The organism is Pseudomonas rustica, assembly GCF_049959085.1.
Lineage (GTDB): Bacteria > Pseudomonadota > Gammaproteobacteria > Pseudomonadales > Pseudomonadaceae > Aquipseudomonas > Aquipseudomonas rustica.
The window spans coordinates 1357945-1381294 of record NZ_CP188200.1; the positions used below are offsets into that span (position 1 = coordinate 1357945).

The 23350-nt window shown below is 60.9% G+C and carries 11 protein-coding genes; 7 read left to right on the top strand and 4 right to left on the bottom strand.

The features are described 5' to 3' along the window. Positions 1–261 precede the first annotated feature (261 nt). Together ACP3TY_RS06455 and ACP3TY_RS06460 are read left to right on the top strand one after the other, a co-directional pair. Positions 262–13260, top strand: a complete 12999-nt coding sequence (locus ACP3TY_RS06455; protein WP_426619521.1) for a non-ribosomal peptide synthetase — start codon at positions 262–264, stop codon at positions 13258–13260. A gap of 191 nt (positions 13261–13451) precedes the next feature. Next, a complete protein-coding gene (locus ACP3TY_RS06460; RefSeq protein ID WP_426619522.1) occupies positions 13452–14264 on the top strand; it encodes an alpha/beta fold hydrolase in 813 nt (270 codons plus the stop codon). 82 nt (positions 14265–14346) lie between these two features. Here ACP3TY_RS06460 and dsbG read toward each other — a convergent pair whose 3' ends face one another. From dsbG to ACP3TY_RS06480, 4 genes are all read right to left on the bottom strand, one after another. Further along, on the bottom strand, positions 14347–15117 hold the full coding sequence (gene dsbG, locus ACP3TY_RS06465) for a thiol:disulfide interchange protein DsbG (protein WP_053122222.1): 771 nt from the start codon (positions 15115–15117) through the stop codon (positions 14347–14349). Then, a complete protein-coding gene (locus ACP3TY_RS06470) occupies positions 15093–15974 on the bottom strand; it encodes a prolipoprotein diacylglyceryl transferase family protein (protein WP_426619523.1) in 882 nt (293 codons plus the stop codon). The genes dsbG and ACP3TY_RS06470 overlap by 25 nt, the downstream gene beginning before the upstream one ends. Next, positions 15974–17707 (bottom strand): protein-disulfide reductase DsbD, encoded by a 1734-nt coding sequence (gene dsbD / locus ACP3TY_RS06475; RefSeq protein ID WP_426619524.1) that lies wholly within the window; start codon positions 17705–17707, stop codon positions 15974–15976. The genes ACP3TY_RS06470 and dsbD overlap by 1 nt, the downstream gene beginning before the upstream one ends. Positions 17708–17818: 111 nt before the next feature. Next, positions 17819–18523 carry a hypothetical protein gene (locus tag ACP3TY_RS06480; RefSeq protein ID WP_426619525.1) on the bottom strand — a complete coding sequence of 235 codons (705 nt, stop codon included), beginning with the start codon at positions 18521–18523 and terminating at the stop codon, positions 17819–17821. A 272-nt stretch (positions 18524–18795) separates the two neighbouring features. On the opposite strand from ACP3TY_RS06480, the gene ACP3TY_RS06485 reads away from it, so the two are divergent. The 5 genes from ACP3TY_RS06485 to ACP3TY_RS06505 all read left to right on the top strand — a co-directional run bounded on the left by ACP3TY_RS06485 (position 18796) and on the right by ACP3TY_RS06505 (position 23346). Then, a complete protein-coding gene (locus ACP3TY_RS06485; RefSeq protein ID WP_053122214.1) occupies positions 18796–19476 on the top strand; it encodes a response regulator in 681 nt (226 codons plus the stop codon). Further along, positions 19476–20798: an ATP-binding protein gene (locus ACP3TY_RS06490; protein ID WP_426619526.1), complete on the top strand. Its 1323-nt coding sequence runs from the start codon at positions 19476–19478 to the stop codon at positions 20796–20798. The genes ACP3TY_RS06485 and ACP3TY_RS06490 overlap by 1 nt, the downstream gene beginning before the upstream one ends. 199 nt (positions 20799–20997) lie before the next feature. Then, positions 20998–21483 (top strand): GNAT family N-acetyltransferase, encoded by a 486-nt coding sequence (locus ACP3TY_RS06495; RefSeq protein WP_426619527.1) that lies wholly within the window; start codon positions 20998–21000, stop codon positions 21481–21483. Positions 21484–21625: 142 nt separating this feature from the next. Beyond that, complete coding sequence (locus ACP3TY_RS06500) at positions 21626–23038, top strand: aspartate aminotransferase family protein (protein ID WP_426619528.1); 1413 nt, start codon at positions 21626–21628, stop codon at positions 23036–23038. Positions 23039–23121: 83 nt separating this feature from the next. Continuing rightward, entirely contained in the window at positions 23122–23346 is a 225-nt protein-coding gene (locus ACP3TY_RS06505) for an MbtH family protein (RefSeq protein WP_053122206.1), read from the top strand. The last annotated feature ends 4 nt before the right edge of the window (positions 23347–23350 follow it).

The following is a 23350-nucleotide window of genomic DNA, read 5'->3' on the forward strand; positions in this document are numbered from 1 at the left end:
GAGAACTAATGATACAAATTGGTGCGTTGTGAGAACTGCGACACGCCGCCGCATCCCAGCCCCGTTGGCGATCCAGCCTGCCGACTAATTATTTCAAGACGTCATCCGTTCTCATTGGTGAATGGTTCCGGGTACCGAACCCCGACCAGACAGCATTCCGCAGCCTTGCGCGGTCGGCACAGACCGCGCCCTGCATGCCCTTGAGGGCGTGACGCAGCAACCCGATTCCACTCAGCAAGCCGACTTCAGGCAGGAAACCTCATGACCGACGCGTTCGACATCCCCAGCACTCTGGTCCAAGCCCTCCAGCGCCGCGCGGCCCTGACGCCGGATCAACTGGCCTTGCGTTTTCTTGCCGAAAACGAAGAACAGGCTGTGATGCTCAGCTATCGCGAACTCGATCAACGCGCGCGCACGATTGCTGCCGCATTGCAGGAAGAGGCCGGATTTGGTGATCGCGCGGTGTTGTTGTTTCCCAGCGGCCCGGATTACGTCGCGGCGTTTTTTGGTTGCCTGTACGCGGGCGTGATCGCAGTGCCGGCGTATCCGCCTGAATCGGCGCGCCGTCACCATCAGGAACGTTTGCTGTCGATCATCGCCGACGCCGAACCGCGTCTGCTGCTGACCAGCGCCGACCTGCGCGACGCCTTGCAGCAGATCGAAGGCGCGCCGCCGCTGTTGTGCGTCGACACACTCGACAATGCGCTGGCCGAAAAATGGCTTGAACCGAACCTGCCGCCAGAGCACATCGCCTTTCTGCAGTACACCTCCGGCTCGACTGCGCTGCCCAAAGGCGTGCAGGTCAGCCACGGCAATCTGGTGGCCAACGAACTGTTAATCCGCCACGGTTTCGGCATTGATGTGAACCCGGATGATGTGATCGTCAGTTGGCTGCCGCTGTATCACGACATGGGGTTGATCGGCGGTCTGCTGCAACCGATCTTTAGCGGCGTGCCGTGCATTCTGATGTCGCCGGCGTACTTCCTCGGTCGGCCATTGCGCTGGCTCGAAGCGATCAGCCAATACGGCGGCACCATCAGCGGCGGGCCGGATTTTGCCTATCGCTTGTGCAGCGAACGGGTCAGCGAATCGGCGCTGGAGCGTCTCGACCTGAGCCGCTGGCGCGTGGCTTATTCCGGCTCTGAACCGATCCGCCTCGACACCCTTGAACGCTTCGCCGACAAGTTCGCCGCGAGCGGTTTCAGCGATGACAGTTTCATGGCCTCGTACGGTCTGGCCGAGGCCACGCTGTTCGTCGCCGGCACCCCACGCGGCACCGGCATTCCTGCACTGCGCGTGGACGATCAAGCGCTGGCGCAAAATCGTGCCGAGCCGGGCGCTGGTTCCCCGATCATGAGTTGCGGTATCAGCCAGCCTGAGCACGCGGTGCTGATCGTTGAGCCCAATACGCTCGTAGAACTCGCCGACAATGCCGTCGGCGAAGTCTGGGCGACCGGCCCGAGCATCGCCCTCGGTTACTGGCGCAACCCCGAAGCCAGCGCCAAAACCTTCGTACTGCACGCTGGCCGCACCTGGCTGCGCACTGGCGACCTGGGTTTTATCCGCAACGGCGAACTGTTCATCACCGGTCGCCTGAAAGACATGCTCATCGTGCGCGGCCACAACCTCTATCCGCAGGACATCGAGCAAACCGTCGAGCGCGAAGTGGAAGTTGTGCGCAAGGGCCGCGTCGCTGCATTCGCGATCAATCAGAATGGCGAAGAGGGTATTGGCATCGCTGCAGAAATCAGCCGCAGCGTGCAGAAAATCCTGCCGCCGGAAGCGTTGATCAAAGCCATCCGCCAAGCCGTGGCCGAGGCGTATCAAGAAGCACCGAGCGTGGTCGTATTGCTCAATCCCGGCGCATTGCCGAAAACCTCCAGCGGTAAATTGCAGCGCTCGGCGTGCCGCAATCGTCTGGCCGATGGCAGCCTCGACAGCTACGCGGTGTTCCCGTCGAGCACCGCTGAAACTCAAGAATCGATAGCCAGCGCCTCCGAACTTGAAACGCTGATCGGCAAAATCTGGGCTGAGCAACTCAACGTCAAACAGGTCAACGCCGACGATCACTTCTTCCTGCTTGGCGGTAACTCGATCGCCGCCACGCAAGTGATCGCCCGTGTTCGCGAAGCACTCAGTCTGGAGCTGAGCCTTCGCCTGCTGTTCGAAGCGCCAACCCTCTCCGCGTTTGCCGCCGCAGTCGCCCAGCAACAACAGGACGGCGGCAGCGCGCAAGGTGAGATCACCGCGCTGTCACGTTCCGAGCCGATGCCGCAATCGCTGGCGCAAAACCGCTTGTGGATCACCTGGCAACTCGACCCGCACAGCAGCGCCTACAACATTCCCGGCGGCCTGCGCTTGCGTGGCGAACTCGATGAAGACGCACTGCGCGCCAGCTTCCAGCAATTGATCGAGCGCCACGAACCCCTGCGCACGCGTTTCTTCGAACGTGACGGCGTTGCTCTGCAACAAGTCGATGCCGCTGCCGATTTCAACCTGCAATTGATCGACATCAGCGACCTGCCAGCCGATGAACGCGAAGCCCACGCGCAGCAGATCCGCGACGACGAAGCCCGCACTCAGTTCGATCTGGAGAAAGGCCCGCTGCTGTGGGTGACGTTGATCCGTCTCGACGATGAAGATCACCAATTGCTGGTGACGATGCACCACATCATCGCTGACGGTTGGTCGCTGAACGTGTTGATCGACGAGTTCTCGCGCCTGTACGCCGCTGCCTCGCAAGGCGCAACGGCCAACCTCGCGCCGCTGCCAACCCAATACGCTGACTACGGCAACTGGCAGCGCCAATGGCTGGGGCAAGGAGAGGGCGAGCGGCAACTGGCTTACTGGAAAGCGCAGTTGGGCGACGAGCATCCAGTGCTGGAGCTGGCCACCGATCATCCGCGCTCGGCGCAACACAAACACAGCGCTGCACGTCACACCATGCGTCTGGACGTCAGCCTCAGCGAGGCGATTCGCAACACGGCGCTAGCGCATCAATCGACACCGTTCATGCTGTTGCTCTCGGCGTTCCAGAGTTTGCTGCATCGCTACAGCGGTCAGCGTGATATTCGCATCGGCGTGCCCAACGCCAACCGTCCGCGCCTGGAAACTCAAGGCCTGATCGGCTTCTTCATCAACACCCAAGTGCTGCGCGCCGAGATCGATTCGCGCCTGCCATTCGTTGAGCTGCTGGCGCAAACCCGCCAAGCCACACTCGGCGCGCAGGCGAATCAGGATCTGCCGTTCGAACAACTGCTCGAAGCTTTCCCGCAGGCCCGCGAACAAGGTCTGTTCCAGATCATGTTCAACCACCAGCAGCGCGACCTCAGTGCGCTCAAACGCCTGCCGGGTTTGCTCGCCGAAGAGTTGCCGTGGCACAGCCGCGAAGCCAAGTTCGACCTGCAATTGCACAGCGAAGAAGACCGTAATGGTCGCCTGACGTTGTCCTTCGACTACGCCAACGAACTGTTCGACGCCGCGACTATCGCGCGACTGGCCGAGCATTTCAGCAACCTGCTGCGCGCCGTCTGTGAACGTCCAGAGCAAGCCATCGGCGATCTGCAATTGCTCACCGTCGGCGAGCGCGATCAGCAGAAAAAATGGAGCGTCGCACCGTGCGTTCCGGCACAACAATGGCTGCCCGAACTGCTCAACGAACAGGCACGCCAGACCCCGGAACGCACTGCGCTGGTGTGGGAGGGCGGTAGCGTCGACTTCGCCGAACTGCACACGCAAGCCAACCGCCTCGCGCACTATCTGCGCGACAAAGGCGTCGGCCCGGACGTTTGCGTGGCCATCGCCGCCGAGCGTTCGCCACAACTGTTGATCGGCCTGTTGGCGATCATCAAGGCCGGCGGCGCTTACGTGCCGCTGGATCCGGAATACCCGGCTGATCGCCTGGCTTACATGCTCAGCGACAGCGGCGTCGAATTGCTCCTGACCCAGACCGAACTGCTCGGCCGTTTACCGGCCAGCGATGGCGTCAGCGTGATCGCCATGGACGCCCTGCACCTGGAAAACTGGCCGAGCCAGGCACCGGGTCTGCACTTGCACGGCGACAACCTCGCCTACGTGATCTACACCTCGGGCTCCACCGGCCAGCCGAAAGGCGTCGGCAATACGCATGCGGCACTGGCCGAACGTCTGCAATGGATGCAAAGCGCTTACGCGTTGAATGAAACCGATGTGCTGATGCAAAAGGCGCCGATCAGTTTCGACGTCTCGGTGTGGGAATGCTTCTGGCCGCTGATCACTGGCGCGCGCTTGCTGCTTGCCGGCGCCGGTGAACACCGCGATCCGCATCGCATCGCGCAATTGGTGCAAGAACATGGCGTGACCACGCTGCACTTCGTACCGCCATTGCTTTCACTGTTCATCGACGAACCGCTGAGCGCCGAATGCACCAGCCTGCGCCGCGTTTTTTCCGGTGGTGAAGCGCTGCCCGCTGAACTGCGCAATCGCGTGTTGGCGCAACTGCCGGCGGTGCAATTGCACAACCGTTACGGCCCAACTGAAACCGCGATCAACGTCACGCACTGGCATTGCACCACCGCCGATGGCGAGCGTTCGCCGATTGGCCGGCCGCTGGGCAACGTGATTTGCCGCGTGCTCGACGCTGATCTCAATCCCGTACCGGCCGGTGTGCCGGGTGAGTTGTGCATCAGCGGCATTGGTCTGGCTCGCGGTTACCTCGGTCGTCCTTCGTTGACTGCCGAGCGTTTTGTCGTTGATCCATTGGGCGAGCAGGGCGCCCGTTTGTACCGCACCGGCGACCGCGCGCGCTGGACGTCTGACGGGGTGATCGAATACCTCGGTCGCCTCGATCAGCAGGTCAAACTGCGTGGTTTCCGTGTCGAACCGGAAGAAATCGAAGCGCGGTTACTCGCTCAGGACGGCGTCGCCCAAGCCGTGGTGCTGGTGCGCGAAACCGCTGCCGGCGCGCAACTGATCGGCTACTTCACCGCGACCGATGCCAGTGAACATCACGACGAACAAATCGCTCGTCTGAAAACCGCACTCGCCGCCGAACTGCCGGAATACATGGTGCCGGCGCAACTGATGCGCCTCGACGCAATGCCGCTCAGCCCCAGCGGCAAACTCGACCGCCGTGCCTTGCCCGAGCCGCAATGGCAAGTGCGTGAACACGTCGAACCGGTGACCGAACTGGAACAAAAAATCGCCGCGATCTGGCGCGAAGTGCTCGGTCTAAGCCAGGTCGGCCTGCGCGATGACTTTTTCGCCCTCGGCGGCCACTCGCTGCTGGCCACGCAAATCATCTCGCGCACCCGTCAGGCCTGCGACGTCGAGCTGCCGCTGCGCGCGTTGTTCGAGCACAGCGAACTCGGTGATTTCGCCGAACAGATTCGCTTGATTCAAGTCAGCGGCCGCACCAACAAACAGCCGCCAATCGCCAAAGTCGACCGCAGCAAACCAGTGCCGCTGTCGTACTCGCAACAGCGCATGTGGTTCCTCTGGCAGATGGAACCGGACAGCCCGGCGTACAACGTCGGCGGCATGGCGCGCCTGCGTGGCGTGTTGCACGTCGAGCGTTTCGAGGCTGCGTTGCAAGCGCTGATCCTGCGCCACGAAACCCTGCGCACGACGTTCCCGAGCGTCGATGGCATCGCCCGTCAACAGGTGCATGCCGAGACCGGCGTGCGCATGGGCTGGAAGGATTTCTCGAAAATTGCCGCCGATCAGCGCGAGCAACAGGTTCAGCAATTCGCCGATGAAGAAGCGCATCTGCCGTTCGATCTGGAAACTGGCCCGCTGCTGCGCGCCTGTCTGGTGAAGACCGCCGAGCACGAGCACTACTTCGTGCTGACCCTGCATCACATCGTCACCGAAGGCTGGGCGATGGACATCTTCGCCCGCGAACTCAGCGCACTGTACGAAGCGTTTGTCGACGACCGCGATTCGCCGCTGGAGCCGCTGCCGGTGCAGTACCTCGACTACAGCGGCTGGCAGCGCAACTGGCTGGAATCCGGTGAGCGACAGCGCCAACTCGATTACTGGACGGCGCAACTTGGTCGCGAACATCCGCTGCTGGAATTGCCCGGCGACCGCCCGCGTCCGCCGGTGCAAAGCCACCAGGGCGAGCTGTTCCGTTTTGACCTCAGCGACGACCTCGCTACGCGGGTTCGTGCGTTCAACGCGCAAAACGGTCTGACCCTGTTCATGACCATGACCGCCGCGCTCGCCACGCTGCTTTACCGCTACAGCGGCCAGACCGATCTGCGCATCGGCGCGCCGGTGGCCAACCGTATTCGTCCGGAAAGTGAAGGGCTGATCGGTGCGTTTCTCAACACTCAAGTGCTGCGCTGCCAGCTCGACGGCATGATGTCGGTCGGCGAATTGTTCGAGCAGGTGCGCCACACGGTGATCGAAGGGCAATCGCACCAGGACTTGCCGTTCGATCATCTGGTTGAAGCCTTGCAGCCGCCACGCAGTGCTGCGTACAACCCGCTGTTCCAGGTGATGTGTAACGTGCAGCGCTGGGAATTCCAGCAGAGCCGCATGCTCGCTGGCATGACTGTCGAATATCTGGCCAACGATGCGCGGGCGACCAAGTTCGACCTCAATCTGGAAGTCACCGACCTCGACCATCGCCTCGGTTGCTGCCTGACGTACAGCACCGATTTGTTCGACGAACCGACCATCGCACGCATGGCCAGACATTGGCGCAACTTGCTCGAAGCGTTGATCGCCGATCCGCAACAGCGTCTCAGCGAATTGCCATTGCTAGATCAGCCTGAGCAACAGCAACTGCTCGACAGCCTCGGCATCGAGCCGGGCGAGCATCGTCTCGACCAGTGTATTCATCACCTGTTCGCTGAGCAGGCACTTGCGCGCAAAGACGCAGCGGCGCTGACCTTCGCCGGGCAGACCTTGAGCTATGCCGAACTCGACGCGCGTGCCAATCGTCTGGCCTGGGCCCTGCGCGAGCGTGGCGTCGGCCCGCAAGTGCGGGTCGGTCTGGCACTGGAGCGTTCGCTGGAAATGGTCATCGGCCTGCTGGCAATTCTCAAGGCGGGCGGTGCGTATGTGCCGCTGGATCCGGAATATCCGCTCGACCGTCTGCATTACATGATTGAAGACAGCCGCATTGGGCTGCTGCTCAGTGATCGCGCGATGTTTAACGCCCTCGGCGAGCTACCGTCGAGCGTGGCGCGTTGGTGCCTGGAAGACGACAGCGCGGCGCTCGCCGATTACCCGGCCAGTGAACTGCCGTTTATCAGCCTGCCGCAGCATCAGGCCTACCTGATTTACACCTCGGGTTCGACCGGTAAGCCGAAAGGCGTGGTGGTTTCCCACGGCGAAATCGCCATGCACTGTCAGGCCGTGATCGAGCGGTTTGGCATGCGCCCGGACGACTGCGAACTGCACTTCTATTCGATCAACTTCGATGCGGCGACTGAGCGTTTGTTGGTGCCGCTGCTCAGCGGCGCGCAAGTGGTGTTGCGTGCGCAAGGTCAGTGGGACGCGGAAGAAATCTGCGGTTTGATCCGCACGCATAAAATCAACGTGCTCGGTTTCACCCCGAGCTACGGCAGCCAGTTGGCGCAGTTCCTTTCGACGCAAAACGAGATCCTGCCGGTGCGGATGATCATCACCGGCGGTGAAGCGCTGACCGGAGAGCACCTGCAACGCATTCGTGCAGCGTTCAAACCGGCGATGTTTTTCAACGCTTACGGCCCGACGGAAACCGTGGTCATGCCGCTGGCCAGTCTGGCGCCGGAGGTGCTGGAAGAGGGTGCGGGCAGTGTGCCGATCGGCAGCGTGATTGGCGCGCGTGTTGCGTACATTCTTGACGCCGATCTGGCGCTGGTGCCACAGGGCGCGACCGGTGAATTGTTCGTCGGCGGCGCGGGTCTGGCGCAGGCGTATCACGATCGTCCGGGCATCACTGCTGAGCGTTTTGTCGCGGATCCGTTTGCCGCTGACGGCGGACGCATGTACCGCACCGGCGACCTGGTGCGCCAGCGTGGCGATGGCTTGGTTGAATACCTTGGGCGGATCGACCATCAGGTAAAAATTCGTGGTTTCCGCATCGAGCTGGGCGAAATCGAAAACGGTCTGCTTGATCACGCTTCGATCCGCGAAGCCGTGGTGCTCGCCCTTGATGCGCCAAGCGGCAAACAACTGGTGGGCTATCTGGTGACTGAAGTCGCCGAGCAAAGCGAAGCCAGACAGGCTGAACTGCGCGAAGCCCTTAAGTCGCACCTCAAGACACAACTGCCGGATTACATGGTGCCGACGCACCTGATTCTGCTGGCGAGCATGCCGCTGACCGCCAACGGCAAACTCGATCGTCGTGCTTTGCCGGCGCCGGATCCGGAGCTCAATCGCCAGGATTACGTGGCGCCGAGCAACGAATTGGAACAGACCCTGGCGCAGATCTGGTGCGCAGTGCTCAATGTCGAACAGGTCGGCCTCAACGACAATTTCTTCGAACTCGGTGGCGACTCGATTCTGTCGATTCAAGTGGTCAGCCGCGCGCGTCAGCAAGGCATTCATTTCAGCCCGCGTGATCTGTTCCAGCATCAGACTGTGCAGACCCTCGCCGCAGTAGCCAGCCGCAGCGAACAAGTGACAGCGGAGCAAGGCTTGGTGACCGGTGAATCGCGTCTGACGCCGATTCAGCATTGGTTCTTCGACACGGAAATCCCTGAGCGTCAGCACTGGAATCAGGCGCTGTTGCTGGAGCCAACCGTGGCGCTGCAACCGCATCGTCTGGAGCAAGCGCTGCTGGCGGTGATCGAGCAGCATGATGCCCTGCGTCTGCGCTTCACCGAGTCCAACGGCCAGTGGCAAGCGACGCACCAACCGGTGTCGGATGCGGCGGTGTTGTGGCAAGTGCGCGTGCCGTCGATGGACAAGTGTGAAGCGCTGTTCGCCGATGCCCAGCGCAGCCTCGACCTTGCGCAAGGCCCGCTGCTGCGTGCGGTATTGGTCGATGGCCCGGAAGCTCAGCAACGGCTGTTTATCGCCATCCATCACTTGGTGGTCGATGGCGTGTCGTGGCGCGTGTTGCTCGACGATTTGCAAACCGTGTACCGCCAACTCGACGCCGAGCAAGCGGTGAAACTGCCAGCAAAAACCAGTGCCTTCAAAGACTGGACCGCCCGTTTGCAGGCCTACGCCGGCAGCGAATCCCTGCGCGAAGAACTCAACTGGTGGCAAACCCAGTTGGCCGGTCAGAACGCCGATCTGCCTTGCGAAAACCCGCAGGGCGGCCAGCAGAATCGTCATGCACAAACCGTCAGCGTGCGCCTCGATGCCGAGCACACCAAACAGCTGCTGCAACAGGCACCGAGCGCTTATCGCACGCAGGTCAACGATCTGCTGCTGACGGCACTGGCCCGCGTGTTGTGCCGCTGGAGCGGTCAGCCATCGGCGCTGATTCAACTGGAAGGCCACGGTCGCGAAACCCTGTTCGACGAAATCGACCTGACCCGCACCGTCGGCTGGTTCACCAGTGCTTACCCGCTGCGCCTGACCCCGCACAACATCGAAGAGGCCGCAGGGCAGGGCGCTTCGATCAAGGCAATCAAAGAGCAACTGCGCGCGATACCGCACAAAGGTCTGGGTTATGGCGTGCTGCGTTATCTGGCCGATGATTTCACTCAGCGCAGCATGGAGGCACTGCCGCATGCGCCGGTCACCTTCAACTACCTCGGCCAGTTCGACCAGAGCTTCGCCAGCGATGCGCTGTTCCGCCCGCTGGATGAGCCGGTTGGCGCTGCCCACGATCCGCAGGCGCCATTGCCGAATGAATTGAGCGTCGACAGTCAGGTGTATGGCGGTGAATTGCTCTTGCGCTGGACGTTCAGCGCCGAGCGTTACGACGCGCAAACCATCCACGATCTGGCCGATGCGTACCTCGGTGAGCTGCAAAGCCTGATCGGCCATTGCCTGCAAGACGAAGCCGGTGGCCTGACGCCGTCGGACTTCCCGCTGGCCAGACTGACTCAGGCGCAACTCGATGCCTTGCCGGTGCCCGCCGCGCACATCGAAGACGTCTATCCGTTGACGCCGATGCAGGAAGGCATGTTGCTGCACACCTTGCTCGAACCGGGCACCGGTCTTTACTACATGCAGGATCGCTACCGCATCAACAGCGAACTCGACGCCGAGCGTTTCGCCCAGGCGTGGCAAGCGGTGATCGCCCGTCACGAAGCGTTGCGCGCGTCGTTCTGCTGGAACGTCGGCGAAGACATGCTGCAAGTGATTCACACACCAGGTCGCACGCCAATCGAATATCTGGACTGGAGCGAAATCGCCGAAACCGAGCAGGAACCGAAGCTGCAAGCCTTGCTGAAAAGCGAGCGCGAGGCCGGTTTCGATTTGCTCAATCAGGCGCCATTCCATCTGCGCCTGATCAAGGTCGGCGCGGCGCGTTACTGGTTCATGATGAGCAACCACCACATCCTTATCGATGCCTGGTGCCGCTCGTTGCTGATGAACGACTTCTTCGAGATTTACACCGCTCTGGGTGAAGGACGCGAAGCACAACTCGCCGTGCCGCCGCGTTATCGCGATTACATCGGCTGGTTGCAACGCCAGAGCCTGGCCGAAGCGCGGCAGTGGTGGCAGCAGAACCTGCAAGGGTTCGAGCGCACCACGCCGATCCCGAGCGACCGTCCGTTCCTGCGCGAACATGCCGGTGAAAGCGGCGGCATGATCGTCGGCGACCGCTACACCCGCCTCAATATCGAGGACGGTGCGCGGTTGCGTGAACTGGCGCAGGCGCATCAGTTGACCATCAACACCTTCGCCCAAGCAGCGTGGGCCTTGGTGCTGCGTCGTATGAGCGGTGATCGCGACGTGCTCTTCGGCGTCACCGTGGCCGGGCGGCCGGTGGACATGCCGGAGATGCAACGCACCGTCGGTCTGTTCATCAACAGCATCGCGCTGCGGGTGCAGATGCCGGCAGACGATGAACGCAGCAGCGTGCGTCAGTGGCTCAGCGCTTTGCTCGACAGCAACATGCAACTGCGCGAGTACGAATATCTGCCGCTGGTGAACATTCAGGAACAAAGCGAATTGCCGAAAGGCCAGCCGCTGTTCGACAGCCTGTTCGTCTTCGAAAATGCCCCGGTGGAAGTCTCGGTGCTGGATCGCGCGCAGAGCCTGAACGCGACCTCGGACTCCGGACGAACCCACACTAACTTCCCGTTGACGGCGGTGTGCTACCCGGGCGATGACCTTGGTCTGCACCTGTCGTATGACCAGCGTTATTTCGACGAATCGACCATCGAGCGCATGCTCGGCGAGTTCAAGCGTTTGCTGCTGGCGCTGGTCGACGGCTTCCATGGCGACATGGCTGATCTGCCGCTGCTGGGCGCTGAGGAGCAGGACTTCCTGCTGCACGGTTGCAACCAGAGTGCCCACGATTATCCGCTTGAGCAGAGCTATGTGGCGCTGTTCGAAACGCAGGTTGCCGCGCATCCGCAACGCATCGCCGCGACGTGCCTTGATCAGCAACAGAGCTATGCCGAGCTGAACCACAACGCCAACCGTCTCGGCCATGCACTGGTCGCGGCGGGTGTGCAGACGGATCAACCGGTGGCGTTGCTCGCCGAACGCAATCTCGACCTGCTCGGCATGATCATTGGCAGCTTCAAGGCGGGCGCGGGTTATCTGCCGCTGGATCCGGGTCTGCCGAGTCAGCGTTTGCAACGCATCATCGAGCTGAGCCGCACGCCGCTGCTGGTGTGCAGCGAGGCGTGTCGCGAACAGGCGCAGACCTTGCTGGATGAATTCAGCTGCGCCAATCGTCCACGGCTTCTGGTTTGGGAAGAAGTGCAGGCTTTGGCGTTATCGTCAGCGAATCCTGGCATTTACAGCGGCCCGGACAACCTCGCTTACGTGATCTACACCTCGGGCTCCACCGGCCTGCCGAAAGGCGTGATGGTCGAACAGCGCGGCATGCTCAATAACCAGTTGAGCAAGGTGCCGTACCTGAATTTGAGTGACGCCGATGTGATCGCGCAGACCGCTTCGCAGAGCTTCGATATTTCGGTCTGGCAGTTCCTTGCTGCGCCGCTGTTCGGCGCGCGAGTGGACATTGTGCCGAATACGATTGCCCACGATCCGCAAGGTCTGCTGAAGCATGTGCAAGCGCAAGGCATCACCGTGCTGGAGAGCGTGCCGTCGCTGATTCAGGGCATGCTCGCCGCGGATCGCCTGAGTCTCGATGGCTTGCGCTGGATGTTGCCGACCGGTGAGGCGATGCCGCCGGAGCTGGCGCATCAGTGGTTGCTGCGTTATCCGCAGATTGGTCTGGTCAACGCGTATGGCCCGGCGGAATGTTCCGATGACGTGGCGTTCTTCCGGGTCGACATGGCTTCGACGCGCGGCAGTTATTTGCCGATCGGCACGCCGACCGACAACAACTTGCTGTATCTGCTCGATGGTGCGCTGGAACTGGTGCCGTTGGGTGCGGTGGGTGAGTTGTGCGTGGCGGGCACGGGCGTCGGTCGCGGCTATGTCAGCGATCCGCTGCGTACTGCGCCGGTGTTTGTGCCGAACCCGTTCGGTGCGCCGGGCGAACGTCTGTATCGCACCGGAGACCTGGCGCGGCGGCGTAGCGATGGTGTGTTGGAGTACGTTGGCCGCGTCGACCATCAGGTGAAAATTCGTGGTTACCGGATTGAGCTGGGTGAGATCGAAGCGCGTCTGCATGAACAGCCGGAAGTGCGCGATGGCGCGGTCGGTGTGCAGGAGGGCGTCAACGGCAAGCATTTGGTCGGTTATCTCGTTGCTGCTGATTCTGCGTTGAATTCGAGCGAACGCCTTGAGCGGATCAAACAGCGCCTGCGCGCCGAATTGCCGGAATACATGGTGCCGCTGCACTGGTTGTGGCTCGATCAACTGCCGCTGAATGCCAACGGCAAACTTGATCGCAAAGCCTTGCCGGCGCTGGAGATCGGTCAACTGCAGAGTCAGGATTATCTGGCGCCGCGCAATGAACTGGAGCAGACGCTGGCGGACATTTGGGCCGAGGTGTTGAAGGTCGAGCAGGTCGGTGTGCGCGACAACTTCTTCGAACTGGGCGGGCATTCGTTGCTGGCCACGCAGATCGCTTCGCGGGTGCAGAAATCCTTGCAACGAGATGTGCCGCTGCGAGCGATGTTCGAGTGCAGCACGGTGGAGGAGTTGGCCGAGTACATTGATGGGCTGGCGGCGAGTGACATTACCGAGGAGAAGGTGGATCGGTTGAATGATCTGATGGCGGAGCTGGAGGGGCTTTAATTCTCTAGTGTCTGCACGGGCCCCTTCGCGAGCAAGCCCGCTCCCACCGTTGGAATGCGTTCCCCTGTGGGAGCGGGCTTGCTCGCGAAGGCGTCATCAGCCTCAACACAAACCGCATCATTTCCCCGATTGACGACAACCAACCGGCAGCTCAGTCTGCCGGTTCTGTTTTTTACCGCGCAGGTGAATCGATGCCCTTCTTCACGGTTGACGGACAAGCGCTGCATTACATTGATCAAGGCACCGGCCCGGCGGTACTGCTCGCCGGCAGTTATCTGTGGGATCAGGCCATGTGGGCGCCGCAGATCGCCGCGCTATCGCCACACTATCGGGTGATCGCCCTCGATCTGTGGGGCCACGGCGAGTCAGGCCGGCTACCGGAAGGCACCACCTCCCTCGATGACATCGCCCGGCAGGCGCAGGCCTTGCTCGATCATCTACAGATTGATCAGGTCACTCTCGTCGGATTGTCGGTCGGCGGAATGTGGGGCGCACGTCTCGCGCTGGCGGCACCGAAGCGGATCAACGGGCTGGTGCTGATGGACACCTACCTCGGCGTCGAACCGGAACCTACCCGCCAGTACTATTTCTCGCTGTTCAAGCAAATCGAAGACACCGGCGAAATCTCCGAGCAACTGCTCGACATCGTCGTACCGATCTTCTTCCGCCCGGGCATCGATCCGCAATCGCCGCTGTATCAGGCATTCCGCGCGAAACTGGCGGCCTACAGCGCAGATCGCCTGCGCGAAAGCATCGTGCCGATGGGGCGCATCACTTTTGGCCGCGAAGATTTGTTGCCGCGTCTGGGCGAATTGGACGCTGCCAGCACGCTGGTGCTGTGCGGCGATCAGGACAAACCACGGCCACCGTCAGAGGCAAAGGAAATGGCCGAGTTGATTGGCTGCCCGTGGGCGCTGGTGCCGGAGGCGGGGCATATCTCCAATCTGGAGAATGCGCAGTTTGTGACGGAGGTGTTGTTTGCCTTTTTGGCTGAGCGCCATTGAAAAGATCGCAGCCTGCGGCAGCTCCTACAGGAAACGCATTCCCCTGTAGGAGCTGCCGCAGGCTGCGATCATTTGATCTTGCTTACTTAGGCCCGAGAATCTGCGCCAATTTGTCCGGTGAAGGCGCACCTTGCTGTTGTTGCAGCTCGCCCTTGGCATCCATGTAGAAAATCGCCGGGGTGGCCTGCAAATCCAGGTCTTCCATCAACTGCATGTTCGCCGCCAGTTTGGTTTGCACGGCTGCGGGAATATCTTTCAAGGCTTTGAGCGAGCTGCCCTTGCCAGCCTTTTCGTGATCTTCCAGGGCTTTGGCCGGGTCTTTTGCGGCCAGCAGTGCAGCGGATTTGCCCGGGCTGTCTTCGCGGATGATCCCGACCATGATGTGACGCAATTGCACCTTGCCGGACTTCACCCAGGGCCGCGCCTGTTCCCAGAACATGTTGCAGTACGGGCAGTTCGGGTCGCTGAACAGATACACGGTACGCGGTGCATCTTTGTTGCCGTCCTGAATCCAGTTGCTCGCCTCGAACTTGGCCCAGACTTCCTTGGCCATTGGCGCATAGACCAGTTTCTGCAACGGTTCGCTGCTCAAGTCCTTGCCGTCGGCGTCGTACATATTGCCGAGAATCACGTGTTTGCCGTCCGCGGTCAGGTACAGCGCCATGCCACGATTCTGGTATTGCGCCGCGTAACCGCGCAAACCGTCGGGGGCATCGAACTGGCCGACGATTTTCGCGCCTTTGGCTTCGATCTGTTTGATCGCGGCCGGCAGTTCTTCAGCAGCCTGCACGGACGGCAGGTGCAACAGGGCAGTGCCCAGAGTCAGCGTCAGCAGGTGGCGGAGGCGGGGCATGGCAGTTTCCTTGCAGAGTTGACCGTCGCTGCGGCCGGATTGGGACTTGAAGGCGCGGTGTCGAAGTTTTCCAGTGCGCGCGCCAGGCTGGCATTGGACAACTCGCCCAAGTGGCTGCCCAGCAGGCGGCCATCAGGGCTATAGAACAGCGTAGTCGGCAAAGCCATGGAGCCCACGGCTTGACCGAGTCGACCGCCGCGATCGAACAACACGTTGTTCAAACTCAGGCCTTGGGTTTCGAGAAACGTCGCGACGCTTTGCATGCTTTCCGCCTGATTGACGAACAGGAAGGTCAGGTCGGGACGTTGTTTCTGAGCGTTTTCCAGCACCGGCATTTCCCGTCGGCACGGCGGGCACCAGGTCGCCCAGAGGTTGATCACCAGCGGGCCACCCTGATAATCGCTGAGTTTGACCGTCTCCCCGGCGGCATTGCGCAGGGCAATGTCCGGCAGGCGCGTGCCCTGTTCGTAAATGTTCAGCGACAGCGTCGCCAACAGCCAGAACACCACGCCACTGGCCACGCCAAAACCCAACGGTCGACGCAATCCCGGACGACGCCAGCCGCGATACAGCGCTGCCAACAGCAAAACGATCACCCCCGGCCAGGCCAGAAAACCACCATCGCGCAGGTCGATGATTTGCCACGGGTCATTGCGGTAGTGCGACCAGTACATCAGCACAAACGCGATGCGCGCGGCCAACATGCCCAGCAGAAACAGACTGAACAGCGCCGACTCGGGGTTATCACCGCCGCGCTTGGCCACCCGCCAGCCGACAAACGTCGCCAGCGCCAAAGCACTGATCAGCAGCAGGTGGTTAAGCGCGATGGCAAAAGTGCCGAGGGTGAAGGTCAGCATTAATTGGCGTCCCGGGTGGTGGCCCAGCGTTGCAGGAAGGTGTCGGCATCGACTTCGCCGGTGATGCGCTGGCTGCGGCGTTCTTCGCCGTCAGTGCCGATCCAGACGAAACTCGGTGGCCCCGGCACTTTGTAACGGCTGAGCAGTTCGCGGCTGGCAGCGTTGTCGGCGGTGACATCGAGCCTGAGCAGACGCACATCGCTCAGCGCCTGCATCACCTTGTCTTTGCCGAACACCTGTTTCTCCATGACTTTGCACGACACGCACCAGTCGGCGTAGTAATCGAGCAGCACCCACTGGCCCTTGGCTTTCGCAGCATCCAGTTCGCTTTGCAAAGCGACAGGATCCTTGATGGTGGTGAACGCCTCATGACCATTCGGTGCAGCGCTTGCGGTGCGACCGGCACTGTAAACCTGCAGCGGCTGATACGGATCATCACTGCCACCCGCCGCGCCGATCACCAGCAAACTGCCCCACAAACCCAGCAGCAGTGCAGCGGCGCCGAACATCTGCGCAACCCGGCCAAAGCCTTCGGATTGTTTCCAGGCGCTGTAAGCAGCGATCAACAGCAGCGCCCCGCACAGGCCCAGCCACAACGACGGATCCAGCACCGGACGCAGCATCAGCAACGCGGTAGCAAGAAAGAGGAAACCGAACACGCCTTTAAGCAGGTTCATCCACGCGCCCGGTTTTGGCAGGAAGCGATTGCCGACAGTCACCAGCAGCAACAGCGGTACGCCAATACCAATACCCAGCGAGAACAGAATCAAACCGCCGTGCAGCGCATTGCCACTCTGCGCGATATACAGCAGCGCACCGGCCAGCGGCGCGGTCATGCACGGGCCGACCAGCAAACCGGACAACGCGCCCAAAACACCGGCGCCAATCAGGCTGCCACCACTGCGACTGCGTGAGGCGTGTTCAAGACGATCACGCAGCGCCACTGGCAATTGCAGTTCAAAGAAGCCGAACATCGGCAACGCCAGCACCACAAATATCGCGGCAAAAGTGCCGAGCAGCCAAGGGTTTTGCAGCCACGCTTGCAGGTTGGCGCCGAGCAGCGCGGCAATCACGCCCATCGCGGCATACACCAGCGCCATGCAAATCACATAACTGCCGGCTAGCGCGAAACCTCGACGCGGAGTGGCGCCGCTGCCGACGACCATACCCGCCAGAATTGGCAACATCGGCAACGTGCAAGGGGTGAAGGCCAGCAACAGACCAAGGCCGAAGAACACCAGCAAGCTCCAGCCCAGCGCGCGCTGTTGCAGGCTGCTGGCCAAGGCTTGATCCGGTGCTTCGGTACTGGCGGCGACGGCGGCTTTGCCCCCCAGATCAATCACGCGGGTTTGCGGCGGGTAGCACAGGCCAGCATCGGCACAGCCCTGATAGCTGACTTTGATCTGGCCGCTGGCCGAGGCCGGGATTTTCACCTCCAGGCCTTGGCGGTAAACCGGTTGCTCACCGAAAAACTCATCGCTGTGGGATTCACCTGTTGGCAGCGCTGGTTGTTGTTCGGCGGTCAGCCCATCGAATTTCAGGCGTTTCTGATACAGGTAGTAGCCGTCAGTGATTTGCCAGAACAGCTGGGTTTCACCGGATTCCAGGCGTTCGGAGGTGAGCACGAACGCCTTGTCGACCGGCAAAAATTCCGGTTTTGATTCGAAAGGATTATTCCCGGCCTGGGCCAGACTCGAAATCAGCAGTGCAAAAAAAAGAAAAAAATGACGCATGGAGGAGCCTTGTCCCTGTGCAAGTGTGGCGAACAATGGGGGCTAGAGATTAACCGATGATTAACCTCGCCCGGTAACCCGCTGACCTGCCAGGCGCTTCGTTTGGCCTGTTCAGTCGCGCAATAGCCCCGGCCAATTGCCGTCGTTGACGTCGATCGGCCCCTCGAGCAATCGATGCGTCCAAAGATTGCACCTGAGGTACTGGTTTCCCGTTAGAAAAACATAGTAGTAACTGTCCGCCAGTGACCGGTCGTTTTGCACCGCGGTAATGATCCTGTGTTGATAACGGCTCAGTTCAGGCCAAATATCTTTGATGTTTTTATGGTGGACGGTATTAACGTCGTTAGTGAGGTTGATAAGAACGCAAGTCCCATCATTAAGCAGGAACTCAAAGGCGCGCGGCTGGTGCGCGCTTTCTCTCCAGGTACCGGCGATAATACGATTGAAGTAGGGTTCCAAAAGAAACCAAGGCGATTTGGACAGAGGCATGAAACTGTTAGCCTTGTCCGTGTCCTGATCGTATTTACACACCATGGGTTGCTCGCCGTCGTGGTAGAAAAGCCACAAGATATCGGAGTCAAACCCCAGATACTCGGGGGTTTCAAAGCCAGTGGTGGTGAATCCGAAACGCAGATCCTGCGCGTGGGGGTGGAAGTCATGCCAGTTGATGGCGTTGGGCGTAGTGGGATGTCCATCAATAACCCGGTTGTCCTCGATGTCGAAGCGGGAGTAAGTGTTGGTGTCTTTGAAGAAGAAGTAGATTTTGTCTTTGCCTGCGCGCCAGTCGACCGCTACGAAGTTTTTTAGTTGGGGCATGATTGTTTCCGAATCTGAAGTTGTTGATAGGTTAAGTTGCTTTTATCGACAATAATCCAATCATCGTTAAAAGCGCGGTGGTGTGTTATTCGGATTGTTGCTACGGCAGATTCAGCCATCCAGTTTTAATCAACAGCCTGATAATAAGGTGCAATCAAACAGGGGATTCCGAGCCGTTTTTGCCGCCGCGCTTCTCCCCAGCGATAGTGCTTGCCATAATTGCCACTTAATCTTTCTCTGTTCGAATCGCCTTTTTTGCTCACGGAGCTCCCATGCACGTACTGGTTTGCGAAGACGATGAGCTGATCGCCAGCGGGATCGTTGCCGGTCTCACGGCTCAGGGGCTGACCGTTGAGCACGTCAACACCGCGTCGAAGGCGCGGGCGATGCTCAAGGTCGCGGAATTTGACGTGATGGTGCTCGATCTCGGCCTGCCCGACGAAGATGGCCTCAAGTTGCTGCAACAATTGCGGCAAAGCGGCCTGGAGATTCCGGTGCTGATTCTGACCGCGCGCGACTCAGTCACTGATCGCGTCGATGGCTTGCAGGCCGGCGCCGACGATTACCTGCTCAAGCCGTTCGATCTGCGCGAACTGTTCGCGCGTCTGCAAACCCTGTTGCGCCGCGTCGCCGGTCGCAGCGTCAATCTGATCGAGCACGGCGCATTGACCTACGACCCGAGCAGCCGCGAAACCATGCTCGCGGGGCAACCGGTGGATTTGTCGCGACGCGAGCAATCACTGCTGCAAGCGCTGTTGCACAATCGCGGCCGGGTGCTTTCCACCGAACAGTTGAAAGACAGCGTCTACGGTTTCAACGACGAGTTGGAAAGCAACGCGCTCAACGTGCACATTCACCACCTGCGCAGCAAACTCGGCAAAGGCATCGTCGAAACCGTGCGCGGTCTGGGCTATCGCCTGGGCCCGGCGGATGGCGGAGATCAAGGCAAGTGATGAGTCTGCGACTGCGTCTGAGCCTGACCCTCGGCGCCGCGTTCGCGCTGATCTGGGCGCTGGCCGCGGCCTGGATGCTCAGCGACCTGCGCAACCAGATGATGTTTTCCCTCGACCAGCGCCTGGTGGCGTCGGCGCGCATGGTCGCCGGGTTGCTGGAGCAATTGCCGACACTGCCAAGCAAAGGCGAAGGCACTCACTTCAGTGCTGAACAACTGAACATTCCCGGCGGCATGGCGTGTCAGGTCAGTTCGTTACGCGGGGAAATTCTTGCCCGCAGCCACAACAATCCTGAACAAGCGCTGGAAGCCGAGAAAATGGGTTTCCACGATCAGATGATCGACGGCGCGCCGTGGCGCAGTTTCACCCTCGCGCGCGGCGATGTGCGCATTACCACGGCGGATCGGCAGATCGAACGTGAGGCGCTGAACATGTCGATTCTGCTCGCCGCTTCGGTACCGGTGGGCGTGGCGTTGCTCGGTTGTCTCTGCCTGTTGTGGCTGGGCATCGGCCAGGGGTTGGCGCCACTCAATCGACTGCGCGAAGCGTTGATGCGGCGTAATGCCGACTCGCTGGAACCGTTGCAGTTGCAGGCGTTTCCCAGCGAATTGAAACCGTTGCTGGATACGCAGAATCAGCTGTTTCAGCGCATTGGTAAGACCATCGAGCGCGAACGCCGTCTGACCGGTGATGCGGCCCATGAACTGCGCAGCCCGCTGACGGCGATTAAAACGCACCTGCAAGTCGCGCGCATGACCGAAGGCAGCGCCCGCGATCAGTCACTGGCGCGGGCCGAGGAGGGCGCTGACCGATTGCATCGAACCCTTGAGCAATTGCTGTTGCTGGCGCGGGTCGAGGGCAGTTTGTCGTTCGACGACGGCTCGCAGTGCAGCGCCGAGCAAGTTGCCCGACTGGCTATTCAAGATGCCACTGGCGGTGAACGGCTGCGGATCAAACTGCAACTGCCTGCGCAACTGTCCGAGGCGCCGCTGCAAATGCCGGCAGTCTTGGCGATTGCCGCGTTGCGCAATCTGCTCGACAACGCGCTGCGGCATACACCGGAAGATTGCGCGGTGGAGGTGAGCATGGAAACCATCGGCAACCGGGTGCGCTTTGTCGTGCGCGACCATGGCCCGGGCATTGCGCCGGATGATTTGCAGCACCTGACCCAGCGTTTCTGGCGCAATGGTCAGAGCACCGGTTGCGGCCTGGGACTGGCGATTGTTCAGGCGATCGTCCAGCGTTGTGATTGCGCCCTGCATTTCGACAGCCGCGCGGATGGGTTGCGCGTCGAACTGAGCATGCCGCTGCAACCCCTCTGATACCACTCCCTCCTGTAGGAGCTGCCGAAGGCTGCGATCTTTTGATCTTGATCTTGAAGAGCAAAGTCAAAAGATCGCAGCCTTCGGCAGCTCCTACAGGGGTTACTCATTAAATGTAACTTCTTGGCGGTCGCTATCCGTTGGTGTGAGGGTTAAGGTCAGCCCCAGCTTTATCTCAATGGATTGAGGAAACTGCGCCATGGAAGCCCCCATCTGCATTCGTCCCGCCACTCTGGCTGACGCCGGCATCATCAGCCGCATCATCGAACGTTCTATCCGCATCGGTTGCGCACTCGATCATCGCAACGATCCCCGACGGGTCAACGAATGGATTTCCCGGCAGTCAGCTGAAGACATCAGCGCCTGGCTCGCCAACCCGCAGCTCTACCTCAACATCGCCCTGCTCGACGACAAACCGATCGGCGTCGGCATGGCCACAGCGAATGGCGATATCACCTTCTGTTACGTGCAACCGGAGTGCTTTCGACGCGGTGCAGGCAGGGCGCTGATGACCGATCTCGAAGGCTGGCTGCGCATTCGCGGGGCGATCCACATTCAACTCAACAGCACCCGCACCGGTGAGCCGTTTTATCGCCATCTGGACTACCGCGAATCGGCGCCAGCCCTTAACGACAAAGGCCTGCAGACGCAGCCCATGAGCAAGCCGTTGCCAGACTCCAGCTGACAACTCGATCAAGGGTCTAAATCCTCGACACGCTGAAGCGTTTCCAGAACAGGAAAACCTGCAAGTGCGCCCCGCGACGGGAACGCGCATCTGCCCGGTGTGCTGTTTTGGTCACTATCCATAGCGTATTGAGGGTCGAGAGATGTCAGTCGCCACCAGCCTTATTGAAGAGTCGTCGGCCCGGGTCACCTCGGTGCCGGCGGAAACGCTGTACCAGTTCAACGAGTCGCCGCTGCTCGCGCGTCAGGCACAACAGGAATCCAATGCCCGCAGCTATCCGCGGCGCATTCCGCTGGCGCTCAAACGCGCCAAAGGTCTGTACGTCGAAGACGTTGAAGGGCGCACGTTCATCGACTGCCTGGCCGGTGCCGGCACGCTTGCGTTGGGGCATAACCACCCGGTGGTGATCGAAGCGATCCAGCAAGTGCTGGCCGATGAATTGCCGCTGCACACGCTGGACCTGACCACGCCGGTCAAGGATCAATTTGTTCAGGATCTGTTTGCTTTGCTGCCAGCGGCTTTGGCAGCAGAAGCGAAAATCCAGTTCTGCGGCCCCACCGGTACTGATGCCGTGGAAGCGGCATTGAAACTGGTGCGCACGGCCACCGGACGCAGCACCGTGCTGTCGTTCTCCGGCGGTTATCACGGCATGAGCCAGGGCGCGTTGAGCCTGATGGGCAGTTTGGGGCCGAAGAAACCGTTGGGCGCATTGCTCAGCAACGGCGTGCAGTTCATGCCGTTCCCGTACGACTACCGTTGCCCGTTTGGCCTTGGTGGCGTGGCCGGTGTGAAGGCCAATTTGAGCTATCTGGACAACCTGCTCAACGACCCCGAAGCCGGCGTGCAACTGCCCGCAGCGGTGATCGTCGAAGCAGTGCAGGGCGAGGGCGGAGTGATTCCGGCCGACATCGAGTGGCTGCGCGGTTTACGCCGGATCACCGAGAAGGCCGGCGTCGCATTGATCGTCGACGAGATTCAAAGCGGATTCGCCCGCACCGGCAAGATGTTTGCCTTCGAACACGCTGGCATCGTGCCAGACGTGGTGGTGCTGTCCAAAGCCATCGGCGGCAGCCTGCCGCTGGCGGTGGTGGTCTATCGCGACTGGCTCGACACCTGGCAGCCGGGTGCGCACGCCGGCACCTTCCGTGGCAATCAAATGGCGATGGCTGCCGGGTCGGCGGTGATGCGTTATCTGGTCGAACACAATGTTTGCGAACATGCCGCCGCCATGGGCGAACGCTTGAGCGAGCACCTGCGCATTCTGCAGCGCGACTTCCCGCAACTCGGTGATATTCGCGGTCGCGGTCTGATGCTCGGGGTTGAACTGGTCGAGCCGAACGGTGCGGCGGATGCGCTCGGTCATCCGCCGGCCTTCGCGCGATTGGCGCCGCTGGTGCAGCGTGAATGCCTCAAGCGCGGGCTGATTCTGGAGCTCGGCGGTCGGCATGGCGCCGTTGTGCGTTTCCTGCCGCCGCTGGTGATTACTGCAGCGGAGATCGACCGTGTCGCCGAGATCTTCGGCCGCGCGTTGGCCGCTGCCACCGCCGCTGTGTAAATTTTTCGCCGCGCCGAACGTTCTTTCTTTATACCCGGCTGCATTCGATGTGCAGCCCACCCTTACAACGATGGAGAACCAGCATGACGTCAGTATTCGACCGCGAGGACATCCTCTTTCAGGTCGTGGTCAACCACGAAGAGCAGTACTCGATCTGGCCGGACTACAAAGCCGTGCCGGAAGGCTGGCGCACCGTGGGCAAGAGCGGCCTGAAAAAGGAATGCCTGGCCTACATCGAAGAAGTCTGGACTGACATGCGTCCGCTGAGCTTGCGTCAGAAGATGGAAGCGCAGGTCGCGGCGCAGTAAGTCA